The sequence below is a fragment of the Mesorhizobium sp. M1338 genome, from assembly GCF_040318045.1.
GTDB lineage: Bacteria > Pseudomonadota > Alphaproteobacteria > Rhizobiales > Rhizobiaceae > Mesorhizobium.
In genome coordinates this window covers 12,353-30,707 of sequence record NZ_JAMYLL010000044.1, presented here as the reverse complement: position 1 = coordinate 30,707, position 18,355 = coordinate 12,353, and the positions used below count along the sequence as shown (strand labels likewise).

17 protein-coding genes and 3 pseudogenes are annotated in these 18,355 nt (G+C 60.2%); 16 read left to right on the top strand and 4 right to left on the bottom strand.

The window, feature by feature from the left end; translation table 11 throughout:
- Nucleotides 1–52: 52 nt before the first annotated feature.
- A complete protein-coding gene (locus NKH19_RS26680; protein WP_352872756.1) occupies nucleotides 53–424 on the top strand; it encodes a hypothetical protein in 372 nt (123 codons plus the stop codon).
- Nucleotides 425–617: 193 nt separating this feature from the next.
- Here the strand turns inward: NKH19_RS26680 and NKH19_RS26675 are convergent, their stop codons facing one another.
- Nucleotides 618–1,514, bottom strand: a complete 897-nt coding sequence (locus NKH19_RS26675; protein WP_352872758.1) for a LysR family transcriptional regulator — start codon at nucleotides 1,512–1,514, stop codon at nucleotides 618–620.
- Nucleotides 1,515–1,594: 80 nt separating this feature from the next.
- Here NKH19_RS26675 and NKH19_RS26670 point away from each other — a divergent pair, with 80 nt between their 5' ends.
- From NKH19_RS26670 to NKH19_RS26605, 14 genes and pseudogenes are all read left to right on the top strand, one after another.
- Complete coding sequence (locus NKH19_RS26670) at nucleotides 1,595–2,809, top strand: trans-sulfuration enzyme family protein (protein WP_352971661.1); 1,215 nt, start codon at nucleotides 1,595–1,597, stop codon at nucleotides 2,807–2,809.
- A gap of 29 nt (nucleotides 2,810–2,838) precedes the next feature.
- On the top strand, nucleotides 2,839–3,873 hold the full coding sequence (locus NKH19_RS26665) for a transporter substrate-binding domain-containing protein (protein WP_352883297.1): 1,035 nt from the start codon (nucleotides 2,839–2,841) through the stop codon (nucleotides 3,871–3,873).
- A 71-nt stretch (nucleotides 3,874–3,944) separates the two neighbouring features.
- On the top strand, nucleotides 3,945–5,057 hold the full coding sequence (locus tag NKH19_RS26660) for an ABC transporter permease subunit (RefSeq protein WP_352872764.1): 1,113 nt from the start codon (nucleotides 3,945–3,947) through the stop codon (nucleotides 5,055–5,057).
- Between the two features lie 3 nt (nucleotides 5,058–5,060).
- Nucleotides 5,061–6,152 (top strand): amino acid ABC transporter permease, encoded by a 1,092-nt coding sequence (locus NKH19_RS26655; protein ID WP_352872765.1) that lies wholly within the window; start codon nucleotides 5,061–5,063, stop codon nucleotides 6,150–6,152.
- A gap of 43 nt (nucleotides 6,153–6,195) precedes the next feature.
- Nucleotides 6,196–6,944: pseudogene (locus tag NKH19_RS26650) on the top strand (amino acid ABC transporter ATP-binding protein).
- Between the two features lie 113 nt (nucleotides 6,945–7,057).
- A pseudogene (locus NKH19_RS26645) lies at nucleotides 7,058–7,336 on the top strand (multicopper oxidase domain-containing protein); the annotation flags it as partial.
- A gap of 366 nt (nucleotides 7,337–7,702) precedes the next feature.
- Nucleotides 7,703–8,263 (top strand): hypothetical protein, encoded by a 561-nt coding sequence (locus NKH19_RS26640; RefSeq protein WP_352983090.1) that lies wholly within the window; start codon nucleotides 7,703–7,705, stop codon nucleotides 8,261–8,263.
- 109 nt (nucleotides 8,264–8,372) lie between these two features.
- Nucleotides 8,373–8,585: a hypothetical protein gene (locus NKH19_RS26635; protein WP_352872770.1), complete on the top strand. Its 213-nt coding sequence runs from the start codon at nucleotides 8,373–8,375 to the stop codon at nucleotides 8,583–8,585.
- Nucleotides 8,582–10,039, top strand: a complete 1,458-nt coding sequence (locus NKH19_RS26630; protein WP_352983104.1) for a TolC family protein — start codon at nucleotides 8,582–8,584, stop codon at nucleotides 10,037–10,039. The genes NKH19_RS26635 and NKH19_RS26630 overlap by 4 nt, the downstream gene beginning before the upstream one ends.
- A gap of 15 nt (nucleotides 10,040–10,054) precedes the next feature.
- On the top strand, nucleotides 10,055–11,413 hold the full coding sequence (locus NKH19_RS26625; protein WP_352872772.1) for a multicopper oxidase family protein: 1,359 nt from the start codon (nucleotides 10,055–10,057) through the stop codon (nucleotides 11,411–11,413).
- 43 nt (nucleotides 11,414–11,456) lie between these two features.
- The gene (locus tag NKH19_RS26620) at nucleotides 11,457–11,945 is read left to right on the top strand and encodes a cupredoxin domain-containing protein (protein ID WP_352872774.1); all 489 of its coding nucleotides are present in this window, start codon (nucleotides 11,457–11,459) and stop codon (nucleotides 11,943–11,945) included.
- A gap of 21 nt (nucleotides 11,946–11,966) precedes the next feature.
- Nucleotides 11,967–12,251, top strand: coding sequence for a copper-binding protein (locus NKH19_RS26615; RefSeq protein WP_352983087.1), 285 nt, complete (start codon nucleotides 11,967–11,969; stop codon nucleotides 12,249–12,251).
- A 398-nt stretch (nucleotides 12,252–12,649) separates the two neighbouring features.
- A complete protein-coding gene (locus tag NKH19_RS26610; RefSeq protein WP_352883288.1) occupies nucleotides 12,650–13,327 on the top strand; it encodes a response regulator in 678 nt (225 codons plus the stop codon).
- A 91-nt stretch (nucleotides 13,328–13,418) separates the two neighbouring features.
- Nucleotides 13,419–14,672, top strand: coding sequence for a sensor histidine kinase (locus tag NKH19_RS26605; protein WP_352872777.1), 1,254 nt, complete (start codon nucleotides 13,419–13,421; stop codon nucleotides 14,670–14,672).
- A gap of 607 nt (nucleotides 14,673–15,279) precedes the next feature.
- On the opposite strand, the gene NKH19_RS26600 is transcribed toward NKH19_RS26605, so the two are convergent.
- Nucleotides 15,280–15,567, bottom strand: a complete 288-nt coding sequence (locus NKH19_RS26600; RefSeq protein WP_352872778.1) for a hypothetical protein — start codon at nucleotides 15,565–15,567, stop codon at nucleotides 15,280–15,282.
- Nucleotides 15,568–16,222: 655 nt separating this feature from the next.
- On the opposite strand from NKH19_RS26600, the pseudogene NKH19_RS26595 reads away from it, so the two are divergent.
- Nucleotides 16,223–16,354 (top strand): annotated as a pseudogene (locus NKH19_RS26595) (copper-binding protein); the annotation flags it as partial.
- Between the two features lie 30 nt (nucleotides 16,355–16,384).
- Here the strand turns inward: NKH19_RS26595 and NKH19_RS26590 are convergent.
- Both NKH19_RS26590 and NKH19_RS26585 read right to left on the bottom strand, forming a co-directional pair.
- On the bottom strand, nucleotides 16,385–16,753 hold the full coding sequence (locus NKH19_RS26590; protein ID WP_352872779.1) for a hypothetical protein: 369 nt from the start codon (nucleotides 16,751–16,753) through the stop codon (nucleotides 16,385–16,387).
- A 594-nt stretch (nucleotides 16,754–17,347) separates the two neighbouring features.
- The gene (locus NKH19_RS26585; RefSeq protein ID WP_352872780.1) at nucleotides 17,348–18,241 is read right to left on the bottom strand and encodes a LysR family transcriptional regulator; all 894 of its coding nucleotides are present in this window, start codon (nucleotides 18,239–18,241) and stop codon (nucleotides 17,348–17,350) included.
- Nucleotides 18,242–18,355 lie beyond the last annotated feature (114 nt).

Below are 18,355 nucleotides of genomic sequence, written 5' to 3'. Positions count from 1 at the left end.
TCATATTAGGCCAATTTGGGGTTGGTACAGCAGCAACAGTAGATGATAATTCATGCAACGTATCGTCAAATTGTTGCCTGAAAAGCTGCGCGGCAGCAGGGTGACCCTTGGTGTCTTCGTTTATGCAGTGATCACATGTGCTGTAGGCGGCTGGGCTTACTCCAGCGGTCATAGAGCTGGCCGAGTTTCTCAATTGAGGGACCAAGTGTCGGCCTATAACAGGCGGATGGGCCTGGACGACAAGTCGAACGCGTTGGGCCAAGTCTTTCTTTGCCGGGAACTCGGCGGCATGCTCGAAGAGTGTCAGAAGATCGGCCGCTGCCCCACGTCCCCCCTCAGGGTGCCGGCTCGTCTCTGTGGGCGCATTGCAGACTGGCGGCTCTGGGCCGACAGCGGGCTGCCGACTTTTGGCAACTTAGCTTGAAGAGCAGCCGTTCAAATCTGAGTTCCTCTCAAACACTTTGTTTTGTCTGTCTCGATAACCCCGCAGTCTGTCCCAAATGCCAATCAGGGGAGTACCATGGCCGGCCACTGATGTGCCGCACACTGCTTCAACGAACTTGTCGAGTGCCGGCTTGATGCATGACGAGCCGAGCGACGAGCGCTGACTTGTTCGCCTACGGTTCGCTCGATAGCGCATTGCGCGCCGCGTAGAGTTCGGCGATGAAGTCGGTAATCAGCGCCGAGTTGATTCCGTCCGGCGGACGCAGGAGCAGCGCGCGGAAGTGCACGGCCGGCTCGAATGGCCTGGCCACGATGCCGCCAATCATGCGGTCGGCAATGACCGAGGGGTTCACCAGGCCGATCCCCATGCCCTTCGCCGCGAGGATGGCGATGGTCAGGCCGTAGGGCGTCTCGATTAGGATGCGCGGCCGCACGGCATTCGCGGTCAGGATTTTGTCCATGGCGACCCTCACCGTGTCTTCCGGTGACAATGCCAGGAACGCCTCGTCGGCGAGATCGGCCGGTGTGATCACCTCCTTCCGCGCCAGCCGGTGAGTCGTTGGCATCACGCAGACGGCGCGCGGCGTGGTGAAGATGCTGTGTAGCACGCCGCTGGTATCGACCTCGTCGGCCGCGAGCCCGATGTCGAAACTGCCGGATGCCACCAAGTCGCGGACGACGTTGGAAGTGCGAACTTGATAGCTGATGCGCACCTGGGGATGCCGGCGCGAGAACGTTACGATGGCGCGCGGCACCAGCCCGTGCCCGAGCGCCGACAAGCTGGCGACGCGGATGGTACCGGTGCCGACCTCCTTGATCTGGGCCGCGCGCAGCTTGAGCCGGTCGAGCCCGACTAGGTTGGCTTTCACCTCGGCATGGAACAACTCCCCTTCGCGTGTCGGCACCAGCCTGCCACGAATGCGGTCGAAAAGCCTGAAGCCGAGTTCAGCCTCTAGCTTGGCTAGCGAACGGCTGATGGCCGGTTGCGAGGTATCGAGCAGCGCGGCCGCCGCGCCGGCGCCGCGCGTGATCATGATCGCGTTGAAGACATCGATGTCGCGCAGGTTCATAGTGCAGCCCATATCAAAAGCGAATTAACTTTATCGCTGCGGTCATAGATGGCAATGGATGAGCCGGCTAAGTTGCGCCCATGAACCGACGCGACGACACTTCACATGTCCATCCTCCCAAGCGCTCCGAGGAACCGTTCCAGGCGGTGGCGATGCCGGTCGAGCGAGCCTCGACCATTGTCTTTGACGATCTGGAGTCGTACGAGCGTCGCGTCGAGCGCCTGTACGACGGGTTCAGCTACGGACTTTACGGCACACCGACCAGCCGGCAGCTCGAAGATCACATCGCCGTGCTGGAAGGCGGATCGCGGGCTCTCGTCATTCCGTCGGGCATGGCCGCCATGACGCTGGCAACCATGGCTGTCTGCCGTGGCGGCGAAAGGGTTCTGATTCCGGAGACGCTCTATGGCCCGGCGCGCGACATGGCCGAGCGTTTTCTCGGCCCCCTCGGGATCGAGGCGGTTTCCTACGATCCACGGCTGGACGCAAGCATCGCGGCCATGATCGACGGCAGAACGCGGCTGGTTTGGGTAGAATCGCCTGGCTCGGCCACCTTCGAAGTCCAGGATGTGCCCGCCATCACAGCCGCGGCCCACAAGGCCGGCGCGCTCGTCGCGGCCGACAACACCTGGGCCTCGCATCTGCTGTTTAAGCCGCTCGCTCATGGCGTCGACATCTCGATGCAGGCGCTTTCCAAACACGCCGGCGGCCATGGTGATCTCCTGATGGGTTCAGTCTCAGTGCGCGACGAGGCGCTGTTCCGACGCCTGAAGGACACGGCGCGCTTCCTCGGCTACGGGGTCTCGCCGGAGGATTGCGCGCTGTGCGAGCGTGGCCTGATGACCATGCCGGTGCGCATGCGTCATGCCGACGCCACCGCGCGGAAGATCATCGCCTGGCTGTCGGAAAGCCCGGAAGTCGCACAGATCTTGCATCCCGCGGAGCCTGGTCATCCTGGCCACGCGGTCTGGAAGCGTGACTTCGCCGGATCGGCGGGCGTGTTCTCCTTCGTGCTGCGGCCGGAACTGGCGCCACTGCAATCCCATGTACTGCGCAGCCTGCGGCTGTTCAGGCTCGGTGCAAGCTGGGGCGGCGTGCATTCGCTGATTGCCGTCAGCGATCCGCGCAAGGGCCGCGCCAGCCTCGACTGGCTGAAGCCTGGCCCGGTCTGGCGCCTGTCGATCGGCCTCGAGGCACTCGACGATCTTCTAGCCGACCTTTCCCAGGCCTTCGAACTTTTTGCTGAAGCCCGGCGCAGCGGAACCGCCGCAGCCGACGTCAAGGCCACCGAATGACGATAACCTCAACGACAAGGGGAATGACTATGAAACATCAAGGTCTGAAATGGCTCACGGGCCTGGCGATAGGATTGGCCAGCCTGAGTACGGGCGCCGTGGACGCCAGCGCGCAGGCGGTCGTCAACAAGATCAAGGAGCGCGGCTATGTCAGCTGCGGCGCCAGCCAGGGCGTGCCCGGTCTCTCCCGGCCGGACGAGAAGGGGTATTATCGCGGCTTCGATTCCGACATCTGCCGCACTTTCGCGGTCGCCATCCTCGGCGACAAGGAGAAGATCCGTTACGTGCCGCTTAACGCAGGCCAGCGTTTCCCTGCGCTGCAAACTGGGGAAATCGACGTTCTGTCGCGCACATCCACCATCACCTACAGTCGCGATACGGTTGTCCGCTTCGTTTGGATCAATCTCTACGACACGGACGGCATGCTCGTGCGCAAGGCCGATAACATTACGGAGCCCAAACTGCTCGACGGAAAGACCGTCTGCCTGCAAGGCGGTGGCAGCCTGACCGAGAAGGCGATAGAGGAAACCGAGGAAGAGTTCGGGATCGCGATGGAGAAAGTCTATTACGACTCGACCGTTCAGGCGCGCGACGCCTTCTTTGGGGGCCGCTGCGATTCCTACGTCACCGACGGCACTGCGGCAGCCGGACAGCGTGCCTCGGTGGCCAAGAACCCGGACGACTACGACATCATCCGAGTCGGCAGGGCCGCCGAACCCAATGGCGTCGCGGTCGCCCGCGGTGACGATCAGCTTTTCGACGTCGTGCGTTGGACACTCAATGCGCTGTTCTGGGCCGAAGCCAACGGCATCACCTCGCAAAACATCGATGAAAAGCTTGCCTCGGGCAGTCCGGAAGTCAAACGCGTGCTGGGCGAGGAGCCCGGTTTCGGCAAGCCGCTCGGATTGGGCGACAAGTGGGCCTACAACGTCATCAAGCAAATGGGCAACTACGCCGAGATCTGGGATCGCAATCTCGGCAAGGACAGCCCGCTGAAGGTCGAGCGCGGCTTGAACGCGTTGTGGAAGGACGGCGGCCTCAACTATCCTTTCCCCTGGGATTGAGCCCCACATAAAGGGGGGAAACGTGCGCGGCGCTCCCTTTCCTGCTAACGCCGCGAAACGTGGAGGTCGAAATGCTGAGCGACGCCAAGACCAGATCGATCATCATCCAGTGTGCCGTCGTGGCCGTGGCTGCCGCCTTCGCTGCCCTGCTCGTCAGCACGACTTTCGCCAATCTCAGGGCACGCGGCATCCCGATCGGCTTCGATTTCCTGATGATGCCGTCAAGGATCGTCATCTCGGAAGCGATCCTCACTTACAAGTCGAGGGATCCCTATTACTGGGCGATCGCGACCGGGATCGCCAACACCGTCTTCATCTCCGCCGTCGTCATCGTCTTTTCATCCGCGCTCGGCCTCGTCGTCGGCATTGCCCGGCTGAGCAGCAATCCCTTGGCAGCGGGCACCTGCCGCGCATTGGTGGAGGTTGCACGCAATTCACCGCCGATCGTGCTCCTGATCTTTCTCTACTCACTGTGGTGGAAGGTGCTGCCGCCGGTCGGCGAAGCGCTCAATCCCCTGCCAGGCGTTTACGCCTCCATGCGCGGCTTTGTGGTGCCGGCTGTCAGCATTGACATCGCCACCCCGGGATTGCTCGTCATTGCTCTCGCCCTGGCACTGGCGGCCGCCGGCTGGGCGGCGAGACGAGGATGGCTGCCGCCGCTGGCCGCACCGGCGATCCTCGCGGTTGGCGTTGCCGGGGTCTGGCTTGCCAACGCGAAGTTCTCCGTCGACTGGCCGACCTTCACCGGGTCGAATTTCAAGGGCGGCAAGGAACTGACGCCCGAACTCAGCACCATCCTGATCGGGCTGACCATCTACACCACCGGATTTGTCGCCGAGATCGTGCGCGGCGGCGTGCTTTCGGTTGGCCGCGGTCAGTGGGACGCAGGTCATTCGCTCGCCCTGCCGCGTGGCAAAATATTGCGTCTGATCATTATCCCGCAGATGCTGCGGGTGATCGTCCCGCCGCTCAACAGCCAATACATCAACGTCGTCAAGAATTCGACGCTGGCGATCGCGGTCGGGTATCCGGACTTCCTTGCGGTGATGAACACCATCATCAGCAAGTCCAGCCATTCGATCGAGGGCGTCTTTATCATCCTCGGCGTCTATCTCTCTCTCAACCTGAGCCTGTCGAGCGCGGCCAATTGGTACAACCGTCGCATCGCCATCGTGGAGCGCTGAACCATGAAGGCCCTGTCTCTTCCCCTTCCGGCCGAGCCAACGCCAGGACAGATCCGCTTCGGCGCCTTGCGGCGGTCCGCCAGGCTCCTGTTCGGCACGCCGCTCAATGCCGCCCTGACGCTGTTGTTCGGCGTTCTGCTCGTCGCCACGGTGCCGCCGATGCTGCGCTGGCTGGTAATCGACGCTGTGCTGTTCGACCCCAGTCCACGCGCGTGTCGGGTGGCCACCGGAGCGTGCTGGAGCTTCATCTACGCCAAGTCCGGGCAGTTGCTGTTCGGCATCTATCCGCTCGACGACCGCTGGCGCCCCGCCATCGTTTGCCTGCTCATCCTGGCGCTGCTCGGCTGGTCAGTGCGGCCTGCCAGCTGGGCTCCGCGGCTGGCGGCGCTCTGGGTGGCGGCACTAGTACTGATCTTCTGGCTGATGGCCGGCGGTTTAGGCCTGACCGAGGTTCCGACCTCTTCTTGGGGCGGCCTGCCGGTCACACTCATCCTCACCGTCGTTGCCATCGGCGTCGCCTTCCCCGTCGGCATCCTCCTTGCGCTGGCCAGGCGCTCGACCATGCCCGCGATACGCGTCGGCGCCGTGGTCCTGATAGAATCGGTGCGCGGACTGCCGCTCTTGTCCATCCTGTTCGTGGCATCGATCATGATGCCGCTGTTCCTGCCCGAGGCTCTGTTGCCTGACAAGTTCGTGCGTGCGCTGGTCGCCCTCACCATCTTCGCCGCGGCCTATCTCGCCGAGGTGATTCGCGGCGGCCTGCAGGCTATCCCGAATGGCCAGTACGAGGCCGCGGCGGCGGTCGGCCTGCCCTTCTGGCGCATGCAATATCTGGTGATCCTGCCGCAGGCGATCCGGGTGGCGATCCCGGCGCTGGCCAACACCATCATCGTCATGATCAAGAACACCAGCCTTGTCCTGGTGGTCGGCCTGTTCGACCTGATCAGCTCTGGTAAAGCGGCGCTGGCCGACCCGGATTGGCCATCGCCTGCGGCCGAGACGTTCCTGTTCATCGGCGCGATCTTCTTCGCACTCTCCTTCTCATTCGCCCGCTTCACCGACTTTCTGGAGCGGCGCGGCCCCACCGCCCACTAGGAAATGCCGTGATGTTATCGTCCCCCTAAAGCGCGTTCCGTCCATGCCAAATCCCAATGATCGGCCGGCAATCGAATTGACCGGGATGAACAAATGGTACGGGGACTTCCATGTGCTTAAGAACATCAACTTGAGGGTCCTTCGCGGCGAAAGCTGGTGATCTGCGGGCCCTCGGGCTCGGGCAAGTCGACCATGATCCGTTGCATCAACCGGCTGGAGGAGCACCAGCAGGGACAGATCGTCGTCGACGGCGTCGAACTCACCAATGATTTGAAGAAGATCGACGTAATCCGGCGTGACATCGGCATGGTGTTCCAGCACTTCAACCTGTTTCCGCACCTGACTATTCTGGAGAACCTAACGCTGGCGCCGATCTGGGTACGCGGGATGCGGCGCGGGCAAGCCGAGCAGACCGCCATGCATTATCTGGAACGAGTGAAGATTCCGGACCAGGCGCACAAATATCCCGGCCAACTGTCAGGCGGCCAGCAGCAGCGGGTTGCGATCGCGCGCGCGCTTTGTATGAGCCCCAAAATCATTCTCTTCGACGAGCCGACGTCGGCACTCGATCCGGAAATGGTCAAAGAAGTGCTCGATACCATGGTCGCGTTGGCCGAGGATGGCATGACCATGCTGTGTGTCACGCACGAGATGGGATTTGCCCGCCAGGTCGCCGACCGCGTCGTCTTCATGGACCATGGCGAGATCGTTGAGATGAACACGCCCTCCGAATTCTTCTCGCATCCGCGTCACCAGCGAAGCAAACTGTTCCTTGCCCAGATCCTGAACTAGCTCGATCTCATAGAGAGGGAGCCCATCAGCTACGGATCGATGAGCCACCTCTCCGAAATCCCGCACCAAAGCAGCGGCCTCGGCAATGGATCACCCGCCCTCTGACCATGCCAACTCTGAAAGTGCGCTTCATTGGCACCCACAATGGGTTTATCCACCCGATGCACGTCCACGGCGGTCCATTCGAAGTTGTCGCCCGCGACGGCGAGACTATCCCGGACTCGGCACGATTCCTTGCCGCGGGTCAACGTCCAGCGCAACGATACGATGTCGTCTGGCAGGCACGTCGGGCCGGAAAATGGCTGATCCACTGCCATATCGGGCATCATACGACCAACAACAATGTCGAAGAACAGGGCGGTGGCGGACTGATGGTCGTGATCGATGTGCAGCTCCGAAGCCTGATCCGCAAGTCGAAGATTAGATGGAAATCTTTGCCGTATACGGCAATCTGTTTGCTGTTGCCTTCCCTGCGGCAACCATTCCTTCCGGCGCAGTCGGAGGCCGCCCTTGCGGGACTCCTCGTTACTGGTTCCTTCCCGCCTCCAATGCTGGTTCTTGTCGCCAGCATAGGCCACCGTCCCGGGCTCGGCGGTGAAAACTGACCGTGGTCGCTGGGGTTCTACGCGAGCCGCTATGGAGCTTTGTCGCAATCGTCACTTTCGCGAAGGTCTCGCGTTATCTGGTCGTCGCCGGAGCGTGCTGAGCCTGAGCTAAACCGAAATCGCGGACATCGCAGCACGGTTGCGTTCCTAAGCATGAGCCATAAACAGGGCATACAAAAATGTATGAAAAATGTTGTGGCACATGGGGGCTTCGAGCAATACCGTTCCTGCAACGATCCTCACTTTTGGTTGCACTGCAGCAAACTGGTCGAAGGCGGCCTTGACAAATCAGCCGAACAATTATGGAAAGGGCCGATGAGGACTGTTGGTCGAATCGCGATCCTAGGAAGCGTACCGCTGCGAGTTCTGCTTGCGATCGGATTCCTGGTCATGTCGGCGCTTCAGCCTGGTCTATTCGCCACAGCCGATGCCACGGGTGTTCACGCCAGCGCGGATCTGCAAGCCGAGACACCTGCACACGGCATGGGCCATCACGGCGCCAAGGCGAATGACACGGACAGGTCGGAGCATCAGCACGGCGACAACCAATCCGCCGACAAGAGCTGTGAAGTCCATTGCGCGCCGGCAAATGCGGTGCCAGTCGATTGTCCTGAGTTGGAGCCTGTTGTCTCCCGCTGCTTTGCGCCCGTCATTGCCGTCATTTTGCCGCTCGGCGAATACAAAGCGCTAATTAGACCCCCCAAATACATCTGAACTGACGCCTCTTTTGAGGGCGTTCGCGCGCAGCGTTGGGAATTCGTTCCCACGCGGCCAAATGCACACGTCAAGATTCAGGTCTACAATGAAAATCGCAAGCTTCGCGATGTTCGCATCGCTGTTCGTTGCCGGATGCGCGGCAACCACGCCGTCCGACGTTCTTCCCGCCTTCAATCCGGCCGATCCCGTCATTGGCATCCGTGGCACGAAATACCATCCGGTCGTCGCTGACTATCGCCAGCGGGAGCCACTCGATCCGCAGGATTGGCGGCGGCTCAATCAAGAACTCTCTCCCGCAGCCCCGGGAGCCGGATCATGAAGCGCCGGCCCCTGACCATAGCTGCGGTGGTGACCATTCCGCTGATCGCTGCCGGATGCACGACCAGCGGGCCCCTTGATGGCATCTCAGTCCCCATGGCCGGCTTCACGACAGTCGCGGCGCGTGCCGATTCCGTGACCGGCAAGAAAACAGTGTGGGTGCAGTCCAGCGAGGAAGCGCGGACGGTTTCGGAGCGCGTGAAGCGCCTCGTCCAGAAGAAGACGATTGGTCCGGACATCGCGGTGCAGGTCGCCCTGCTCAACAACAAAGGCCTGCAGGCCGCCTACGCCGAGATCGGTCTGTCGGCGGCCGATGTCTGGCAAGAAGGGATGCTCGTCAATCCGACAATCTCGGTCGGTATGGCCGGCATCGATCCGGCACGCACGATCGAGGGGGCTGTTGCCAGCAACATCCTTGCGCTGATGACCCGTCAGCGACGCGTCGCGGTCGCGGACACACGCTTCCGTCAGGCCCAGCTCCGCGCCGCCGAAGAAACGTTGCGGCTGGCCGCGGACACGCGGCGGGCCTGGATCAATGCGGCATCGGCCTGGGAAAGCGTTTCCTATCTGAACAAGGCGCAAGCCGCCGCCGACGCTGCCTCCGAACTCGCTCAAAAACTAGGGGAGACAGGCGCTTTTACAAAAACCGGCCAGGCCCGCGAACACGTCTTCTATGCCGAGATCACCGGTCAGGCGGCGGCGGCGCGCCTCGCCGCCCGGACTGCCAAGGAAGAACTCACCCGCCTCATGGGTCTATGGGGACCGGACGTCGATTACTCGGTCCCCAACATGCTTCCAGCCCTGCCCAAAGGCGCCAAGGCCAAACGCGCCATCGAGGCGGAAGCGCTAAGAAATCGCATCGACCTCGAGATCGCGAAACTTGAGCTTGAGGCGCTGGCGAAATCGTACGGTCTCGCCGAGGCGACGCGCTACGTCAGTGACCTGGAACTGCTGTCCGGCGCGGAGGTGGAACGCGAGGAGTCCGAGGAGGGCGGGACGGAGACGAGTGTCGCACCCACCCTGGAGGCGGAGTTCGTCATCCCGATTTTCGATACCGGCAAGGCACGCATGCGCAAGGCCGAGCTTGCCTATATGCAAGCCGCCAATCGGATGGCGGAAAAGGCGGTTAACGTCCGCTCCGAGGCGAGGTCCGCCTATGACACCTACCGTTCGACCTATGACATTGCTCGGCACTATCGGAACAGTGTTGTGCCGCTGCGAACAAAGATCGAGGCGGAGTCGGTCCTCACCTACAACGGCATGATCACCAACACGTTCGAGCTGCTGGCGGACACCCGCGCGAAAATCAGTTCGATCATGGTTTCCCTCAACGCCAAGCGCAATTTCTGGCTGGCCGACGTCAATCTCGGAACCGCCATCCACGGTGGTGGCGCAAACTCGCCCGGCGGCGGCGACGCTCCGGCCGCAGCCGAAGCGGGCGCCGAAGGCCACTGAACTCAGGAGAAGAAAATGCTTTCAAGACGTCAGTTACTCGGCGCCGGAGCCCTGCTCGCCGGTGCCACGGCATGGACCAAGACCTCGGCGATGGGCTTGCCGGAGGCAGCTGTCATGGAATCGCCGGACATGCAGCCACCGATATTTCCGACGAGCGGCCCGGACTACCAGCCGGTTGTGACGCTCAACGGTTGGACGCTGCCCCACCGCATGAACAATGGCGTGAAGGAATTCCACCTTGTCGCCGAGGCGGTCGAGCGGGAACTGGCGCCCGGAATGACCGCCTATCTCTGGGGCTACAACGGTCAGTCCCCCGGGCCGACCATCGAGGCGGTCGAAGGCGACCGCGTCCGCATCTTTGTGACGAACAAGCTGCCGGAGCATACCACCGTGCACTGGCACGGCATGATCCTGCCCAGTGGCATGGATGGCGTGACCGGTCTTACCCAGCCGGGAATCCCGCCCGGCAAGACCTTCGTCTACGAGTTCGACCTCGTGAAGAGCGGCACCTTCATGTACCACCCGCACGCCGATGAAATGGTGCAGATGGCGATGGGCATGATGGGCTTCTTCGTCATCCATCCGAAGGACCCGAAGTTCATGCGGGTGGACCGTGACTTCGTGTTCCTGCTGAACGCCTACGACATCGAGCCCGGATCTTACGTTCCGAAAATCATGACTATGACCGATTTCAACCTGTGGTGTTGGAACAGTCGCCTATTCCCCGGCATCAGCCACCTTGTCGTGTCCAAGAACGACAAAGTGCGGGTCCGTGTCGGCAACCTGACCATGACCAATCATCCGATCCACATGCATGGCTACGATTTCGAGGTGACCTGCACCGACGGGGGTTGGACACGCCCAGAGGCTCGCTGGCCGGAAGTATCGATCGACATTCCTGTGGGCGCCATGCGGGCCTACGAGTTCGAAGCTAAATATGAGGGCGACTGGGCCATCCACTGCCACAAATCGCACCACACGATGAACGCCATGGGACACGATGTGCCAACGTTCATCGGCGTCGACAAGACAAGGGTTACCGAGAAGATCCGAAAAATTCAGCCCGACTACATGCCGATGGGCAATCGCGGGATGGCCGACATGGGCGAAATGGAAATGCCGCTGCCCGACAACACCATCAAGATGATGGATGGCTGGGGGCAATTCGGTCCCATCGAGATGGGCTCCATGTTCTCGGTCGTGAAGGTTCGCGAGGGGCTCGCCTCGGACGACTACGCCGATCCTGGCTGGTACCAGCACCCGGCGGGAACCGTGGCCTACGAGTGGAAGGGTGATGTCCCCGCTCCCACGAAATCAGGCGACGCAAAAACGATGGCCCCGGCAGCGCACGGCGGTCACGGCAAACAGGGATGACAGACCGAAACCCCTCAACCTCAACAATGAGAGAAAGTACAGCATGAAACATATCATCGCAGCGGCCGTTTTGACGGCGCTCAGTTCCGGAGCGGCTCATGCCAGTGGAACCCACGCCGGAGGCCATGGCGACAAAGCCGCCACCATGCCGATCGGCAATCCAGGCGAGGCCGGCAAGGCAAAGCGGACTATCAACATCTCGATGTCTGAGAAGGACGACGGAAAAATGTTGTTCCAGCCGGCCGTCCTTAGGGTGAAGAAGGGCGAGACCGTTCGCCTGAAATTCGTCAACAAGGGCCAAGTCGACCACGAGTTCGTCATGGACGTCCATGAGGGGATCAGGGAGCACAAGGCGCTGATGGAGAAGTTCCCCGACATGGAGCACGCCGATCCCAATGCGATCCGGCTGGCGCCCGGCGCCAGAGGCGAAATCATCTGGACGTTCGCCAATGCTGGCGACTTCGGTTTCGGCTGCTTGGTCCCGGGTCACTACGATTCCGGCATGAAGGGCGACATCAACGTCGCCAACTGACCCAATGCAAAGGAGGCAATCATGACACTATTGGTAAAGACACTCTCGACACTCGCGCTCGTTCTCGGCATCGGCGAGAGCGCGCTTGCGCAGGAATACGTGAAGGGCGAAGTCATCAAGGTCGACGCCAAACAGCAGAAGCTGACGATCAAGCATGGGCCGCTGACCAATCTCGACATGCCCGCGATGACGATGGTGTTCGTCGTCGCGGAGCAGGGCCTGCTCGGTAAGGTCAAAACGGGTCAGGCGATCGAGTTCACAGCCGACCGCGTCAACGGACGTATCACGGTCACCGGCATCAAGTGATCCGGGACCAGCGCCGCGGGTTGAAAACCAATCCGCGGCCCACTGGCTGCTCTCAGAAGCGATCACGGCGTGATCGCTTGAGGTGATGAGCGCCGCGGATCCGCCTTATGCTCGACTTGCGGCACAATGAAGGGATACGCCAAAATGACGATACAATCGTGAAAGTTGCAAGGCGCCTTCGCTTGCGAACCGTGTTGTCGATTCAGTCTATGGATGTTGAGACATCAAAACCCAGTACCCTGGCTGATTGAAAAGCTGCGTCACCGACTAATGGCACCGAGCGAAAACCCCGCCGGGCAAGGCCTCACTGAGACATCGCTTCGTCCGCATCGCTGACAGAAGCAAACTGGAAAGGTCATCAACGCTTGGCGCGCCAAGCCAGATGAGAGATTGCTATTATGAAAATTCTCCTAGTCGAAGACGACGAACAAATCAGCCGTTACATCGAAAATGGATTGAGCTCTTCCGGCCATGTGGTCGATGCCCTGACAGACGGGCGCGATGCTTTGCTTGTCGGACTACGCGATCCCTATGACGTCGCAATTGTGGATCGGGTGCTGCCAGGCCTCGATGGCTTGTCGCTTGTGCGAGGTCTTCGAGGCGCCGGCGGAAAGGTGCCAGTGATCTTCCTGACGGCGGTGGGCGGTGTTGACGATCGAGTTGAAGGCTTGGAGGCAGGTGCGGACGATTACTTGATCAAGCCCTTTGCATTCTCCGAGCTTCTGGCTCGGGTCAATGCTCTGCAAAGGCGTCCTCCGATCACCGCCGAAAAGGCAAAGCTGAAGGTAGCTGACCTGGAACTAGATCTCATCAGCCGCCTCGCCACCCGCGGCGGAACGACGATCGAATTGCTTCCTCGGGAATTCGCGCTGCTTGAACTCCTGATGCGTAACGAGGGCCGTATACTGACGAAGACCATGCTCCTTGAGCGGATCTGGAACTTCAACTTCGACCCGCAAAGCACCGTGGTGGAAACCCATATCAGCCGACTGCGGGCGAAGATCGACAAACCATTCGATGTTCCGCTCCTGCGTAATACACGCAACACCGGCTACACCATTAATGGCCAACGCTAGTATCGCTGGAAGTGCGTCAATCCGACTTGCCGCGTTCTACATCTCCCTGTTTCTGCTCTCGTTCCTGGGAGCCAATTTCGTCGCTTACAACATGGTCGCCGCCTACCTTTACGAGCGGCTGGATTCCAATGTGATGGAACGGTTCCGGGAGATTTCTTCCGCCTATGAGGCGAATGGTGTCGACGGCGCTGCCGTGATGATCCGAAGCCATGGTCCGGCAATCAGGGGACAGGAGACGCTTTACGCACTGAAGGATCCCGACGGCGACTTCTTGGCTGGCAACATTGATATTTCCGCCGTGCCGCCGGGATTTTCCACGCGCGCACCGACAAGCCACGAGGCGGCGCCCAATAACTACAGGCTCTACCGGAAGAACCTAGACGGCTACGACCTGACCGTCGGCGTAAGCTATGACGACACCAATCGCCTGCGCAGCATCGCGCTTGTCAGCTTCGGCTGGGGAACGGCGATCGTGCTTGCTGGAGGTCTCGGTACGGGCGCAGTTTTGGCGTTCCGCACGCGACGGCGTATCGCTAGACTCTCGGATGCGATGCAGTCCGTTGGCGCCGGCGATCTCGCTACCCGCTTGCCGGTCTCCTTGCGCAGCGATGACATCGACGTGCTGGCGACTGAGGTCAATGTCGCGCTGGCACAGCTACAGGCTAGTGTCGCGGCGATGACGCAGGTAACGACCGACATCGCGCACGATCTCAAGACGCCGGTCGGCCGGCTGTTTCTAACGCTTGAGGCCGCTTCCGAAAGCAAAGACCAAACGGCCACGAGGTCCCTCATCGAAAAAGCGATGAGCGAAGTCTCGCATATAGCCGGCACGTTCGAGGGCTTGCTGCGCATATCGCAGATCGAGTCCGGCGCACGCCGTTCGCGATTTGCGAAGGTGAACCTTTCGGAACTGGTCGCCGAAATCTACGATATCTATAGTCACATCGTGGAGGACGCCGAGCGCTCGCTGGTTCTGTCCAATGACAGCCGAAACACGGTCTCATTCATATGGGGCGATGCCGATCTGCTGAAGCAGATGTGCGTGAACCTTGTCGTCAATGCAATGCGCCACACACAACGAGGGTCTCGGATCGCGATCGGTGTCACGACGCAGGCGAACCGCTGCGCAATCGTCGTCAGCGACAACGGGCCGGGCATCGCGGCGACGGAGCGGCAGAAGGTGTTCAAACGCTTCTATCGCCTGGAAAAAAGCCGGACAACCGAAGGGACAGGGCTCGGCCTCAGCCTGGTCAAGGCGATATCGGACATTCATGGCGCGACAATTTCCCTGAAGGACAATAGGCCCGGCTTAATCGTGGAAACAGAGTTCCCGCGTAAACTATAATTTGAGGTCAGTCACGCGTAGACGGATGGTTCATATCGCTTGAGACGAAATTACAAATATTCAATAGCGCTGTCGACCAGACCAGAGTTCGCTAACCCGCCACGATGGCGTGGTTTAGCCGGCGCTCTTGGTCGCCCCGTTGTCCGGCATGGGCCGGTGAATGGGCTGCCGACGGCACTGGCTTTTTCTATATTTCTGGGTAACGGACCGGCCTGCGCATCAGCAGTTATGTCCGATACGATATCGCCGGCGAAAACCTCAGCTCCGACGTCGTTGGCCGTTCTTAGACGGATGCATGCTCACAGACCGAGCTCGGCACGTTGCGCGCCTATACTCAAATCAAACACTACTCGTCGCGCGGTGGCGCTGCGACCACTTCACGACCTATGACAGTATGGCGGGTGAGAGCGGCACCGTGACGCGTTGATTGCGCCACCACCCGTCTTCGAATAGTCCTCACCTACGAGTAGGTTTCCTTGGTGCGGTGTGCTGTGCTGTATAGGTTTCGTTGGCGAAGCAGCCGAAGTGCAAACCAGCCGGCAGAGCTGCCGGCCGGTTTGCCCTGCACGGCTCCGTGGGAAGATGGGAAGCTGCGGTGTCGGTCCTGCTAGCGGCCCGCCCAGCCGGCGCGCTGGCGAGGGCTCCCGCCCTGCCACGATGAGGAGGGGCTCACAGCTTCGACTCGGTTATAGGGGGAATCGGTTTTCTCGATATCGCCATTGTCGAGCACTTGGGAAGATATGTCGGAGTTGGATGCCGATTTCGGGGTTTCGCCCGTCGATCTATGGCCGTGCAGGACCTCGCCGATGCGGGGGCTTGTCGAGTTCGTGCCGCTGTTGGCGACACCGGTCATTGCCGCTAAGACAATCAATGCATATCCGATGGTGTGCTTCATGGTTCAGTCCTTTTGTCAAAAGTGAGCGTTCGAACACCCAGCAACAACAGGCTACCGGGTCGAATTCACGGGCACCTTCCCTCGGATTTACATTTTTGTGATTCTCATGCGTGGCCGCGGTTGAAGCCGAATCGGGAAAATCAGCTGTGAAATGTCACGCGTTGAACGGCAGTCGCCGTTTTCTTATGTCGATGCATGCGTCCAATGCGGCTTCAAGGGGAAGAGCGCGCGTTCAGCCAGATCTCATGAAAAAAGGGAATCCACTGTCGCGCCTGCTTGGGTTCTGAGAGATTGCCGCACCCGGGTGCGGCAGTCCTCCGCTATTCCATTTTTGATTCAGGAGGTCTGCAGCGAGGTATAACGACCACTCGCAAGTGGCCACCAGCCATACACAAGCACGCCGATCCCAAGATCCGGCTGGCGCCTGGTGTCAGAGGCGAGATTATCTGGACATCCGCCAATGCCGGCGAATTCGGTTTCCTCTGCCTTGGTCCCGGGTCACTACGATTCTGGCATGAAGGGCAGCATCGCCGTCGCCAACTGACTACCAATCATGACACTATAGAGAAAGACACTCTCGACGCTCGTGCTCGTGTTCTCCAAGCAGAATAGCAAGCAGACGATCAAACGTGGCCGCTGACTAAATCTCGACACGCCGGCGATGACGATGATGTTCGTCGTCGCGGAGGAGGGCATGCTCGATATCGATAAGTTCAAAACGGGTCAGGCGATCGAGTTCCCAGCCGACCGCGTCAATGGACGCATCACGGTCGCCGGTATCAAGTGACCCGGTCGAGCAATGCTATGGGCACGGAAGTCAGGATGAAGGTGCCGGGCAGAAAATCATCCAGAGATTTTCTTTCCAATCGTCATGTGCGGAGCGGCTCAGGGGCATCTCTATGGGATATTTTCGCGCACCTACGCTCACATATGCCGGAAAGTTACAGCGAACTCGTGCACGATGCCTGCCGGTATCTTCGTACCTGATGGCGCCGTTCGCGTCCGTCTCGACCAGGCCAATAGCGACGTCAAAGTCATAGTCCCCATATAGCGAGACACTGTTGTTCAACACGCTGAGCTGGACCGACGTGGCATCTGGAAAACTGGCTGTGTAAAAGATTAGTTGCTCCGCCGCCGTCGAGGGCGTAGCCACCAAGACGGCGGCAAATAATGCAATGGCGCGCATCTTCCCTCTTTCGGGATCCGAGCTGAGACTATCACCTCTCGCGTCAATGTTCGAATCGAATCTCCATGTCGGCATGGGCGGAGACATTCAGAGGGCTGAATAGTCCTCGTAGCGTGCAGCGTTCGAGGCGGCCGGCAAGCTCATGATGCGGATGCTAAGCGCAATGTCTTTTCTGCGGCAATTAGACTTCGTAAAGAACGTGGCCACGAAGGGGATCAAGCATGAGTGGAACCGTTGGCGATCCTGGCTTGTGCGCGATTTCACAAGAAGGTCAAACACCCGGGACACTAGCTATCGCGCGGTCAGGCGGTCGCAAAGCTGACCTCACGGCCGACATGCGGTGCCGTTCGGCAGCCTTGAGGCGGGAAGCGGAATGACGGCTTTAGGCTCTGAATCCTGGAATCGGACATTCACCGCGACGCAGTCCGTCAGGGTAAGTTGAGACTTTTCCAGGGCGAGTTGCCAGGGCGCGCACCTATTCTGCCTGAGCGGGAACCCGATTGTCGACGTCCCGCGGGGTTGTGCATATGAGGGAAGGATAACTCATACGATGCCAAGGTAGAGCGGCATGTTTGAATGCGGTTCTGCCACCTGTCACGCCATGAGACGGAGTGCCTCGACAAGTAGAGCGAAGGCTGCGGTGTGTTGGCGTCGGCTGGGGTAATAGAGGTGATAGCCTGAGAAGGGTTGGCACCAGTCTTCTAGTACCCGGATAAGGCGTCCGTCTGCGATGAACGGAGCAACCTGGCTTTCAAACGTGTATGCTAAACCGAGCCCGTCAAGGGCCGCAGCTTCGAGCATTTCACCGTCATTGATGACGAGCGGGCCATTCATCCTGACTTCAAGTTCCTCCCCGTCTTTCTCGAACTCCCAGGCAAAGAGCCCGCCGCCGGTCTTCTGACGGTAGCTGATGCCTCTGTGTTCCCCAAGTTCGCGCGGTGTCCTTGGAACCGTTCGGTTTGCAAAATACGACGGTGATCCGACCACCGCCATGCGCAGGTCCGGGCCGATCCTAATTGCCACCATGTCTTTCTGGACCTGCTCACCGATCCGGATACCAGCGTCGAATCTGCTTGCAACGATGTCAACCAGACCCTCGTCCAGGCTCAATTCCACTTCGATATCCGGATACTCCAGAAGGAGTCTGGCGATGACCGGCCACAGTACTGACTTGGCAGCATACCGGAATGTCGTCAGGCGAATGAGGCCAGTGGGCTTGTCGCGCAGGGCGGTGACGGCGGCGATCTCGCTTTCGATGTGATCGAAGGCCGGTCGCAGGCTTCGCAGCAAGCGCTCGCCAGCTTCCGTCACGGACAGGCTGCGTGTGGTGCGTGAGATCAGCCGGACTCCCAGGCGCTGTTCCAGCGTCCTGACAGCGTAACTGAGCGCCGACTGCGATAGACCGAGCTTTGCTGCGGCGCGTGTGAAGCTGCCTGCCTCTGCTACGGCGATGAAGACTGCCAGCTCGCTGAAATCTCCGCGCCTCATTTATCAATCCCATTTCTAACTTCATGCAGATTATAGCGGCTAATCATATCGAGTCCTATTCGCTATTTCACCCTCAGAGACAACGAAACGCGCGTCGAAGGGAAACGCTGTGGA

Bases quoted from the DNA above. Each gene is read 5' to 3' on its own strand.
- NKH19_RS26680 (WP_352872756.1), top strand. From the start codon at position 53: ATGCAACGTATCGTCAAATTGTTGCCTGAAAAGCTGCGCGGCAGCAGG.
- NKH19_RS26675 (WP_352872758.1), bottom strand. From the start codon at position 1,514: ATGAACCTGCGCGACATCGATGTCTTCAACGCGATCATGATCACGCGC.
- NKH19_RS26670 (WP_352971661.1), top strand. From the start codon at position 1,595: ATGAACCGACGCGACGACACTTCACATGTCCATCCTCCCAAGCGCTCC.
- NKH19_RS26665 (WP_352883297.1), top strand. From the start codon at position 2,839: ATGAAACATCAAGGTCTGAAATGGCTCACGGGCCTGGCGATAGGATTG.
- NKH19_RS26660 (WP_352872764.1), top strand. From the start codon at position 3,945: ATGCTGAGCGACGCCAAGACCAGATCGATCATCATCCAGTGTGCCGTC.
- NKH19_RS26655 (WP_352872765.1), top strand. From the start codon at position 5,061: ATGAAGGCCCTGTCTCTTCCCCTTCCGGCCGAGCCAACGCCAGGACAG.
- NKH19_RS26640 (WP_352983090.1), top strand. From the start codon at position 7,703: ATGAGCCATAAACAGGGCATACAAAAATGTATGAAAAATGTTGTGGCA.
- NKH19_RS26635 (WP_352872770.1), top strand. From the start codon at position 8,373: ATGTTCGCATCGCTGTTCGTTGCCGGATGCGCGGCAACCACGCCGTCC.
- NKH19_RS26630 (WP_352983104.1), top strand. From the start codon at position 8,582: ATGAAGCGCCGGCCCCTGACCATAGCTGCGGTGGTGACCATTCCGCTG.
- NKH19_RS26625 (WP_352872772.1), top strand. From the start codon at position 10,055: ATGCTTTCAAGACGTCAGTTACTCGGCGCCGGAGCCCTGCTCGCCGGT.
- NKH19_RS26620 (WP_352872774.1), top strand. From the start codon at position 11,457: ATGAAACATATCATCGCAGCGGCCGTTTTGACGGCGCTCAGTTCCGGA.
- NKH19_RS26615 (WP_352983087.1), top strand. From the start codon at position 11,967: ATGACACTATTGGTAAAGACACTCTCGACACTCGCGCTCGTTCTCGGC.
- NKH19_RS26610 (WP_352883288.1), top strand. From the start codon at position 12,650: ATGAAAATTCTCCTAGTCGAAGACGACGAACAAATCAGCCGTTACATC.
- NKH19_RS26605 (WP_352872777.1), top strand. From the start codon at position 13,419: ATGGTCGCCGCCTACCTTTACGAGCGGCTGGATTCCAATGTGATGGAA.
- NKH19_RS26600 (WP_352872778.1), bottom strand. From the start codon at position 15,567: ATGAAGCACACCATCGGATATGCATTGATTGTCTTAGCGGCAATGACC.
- NKH19_RS26590 (WP_352872779.1), bottom strand. From the start codon at position 16,753: ATGCGCGCCATTGCATTATTTGCCGCCGTCTTGGTGGCTACGCCCTCG.
- NKH19_RS26585 (WP_352872780.1), bottom strand. From the start codon at position 18,241: ATGAGGCGCGGAGATTTCAGCGAGCTGGCAGTCTTCATCGCCGTAGCA.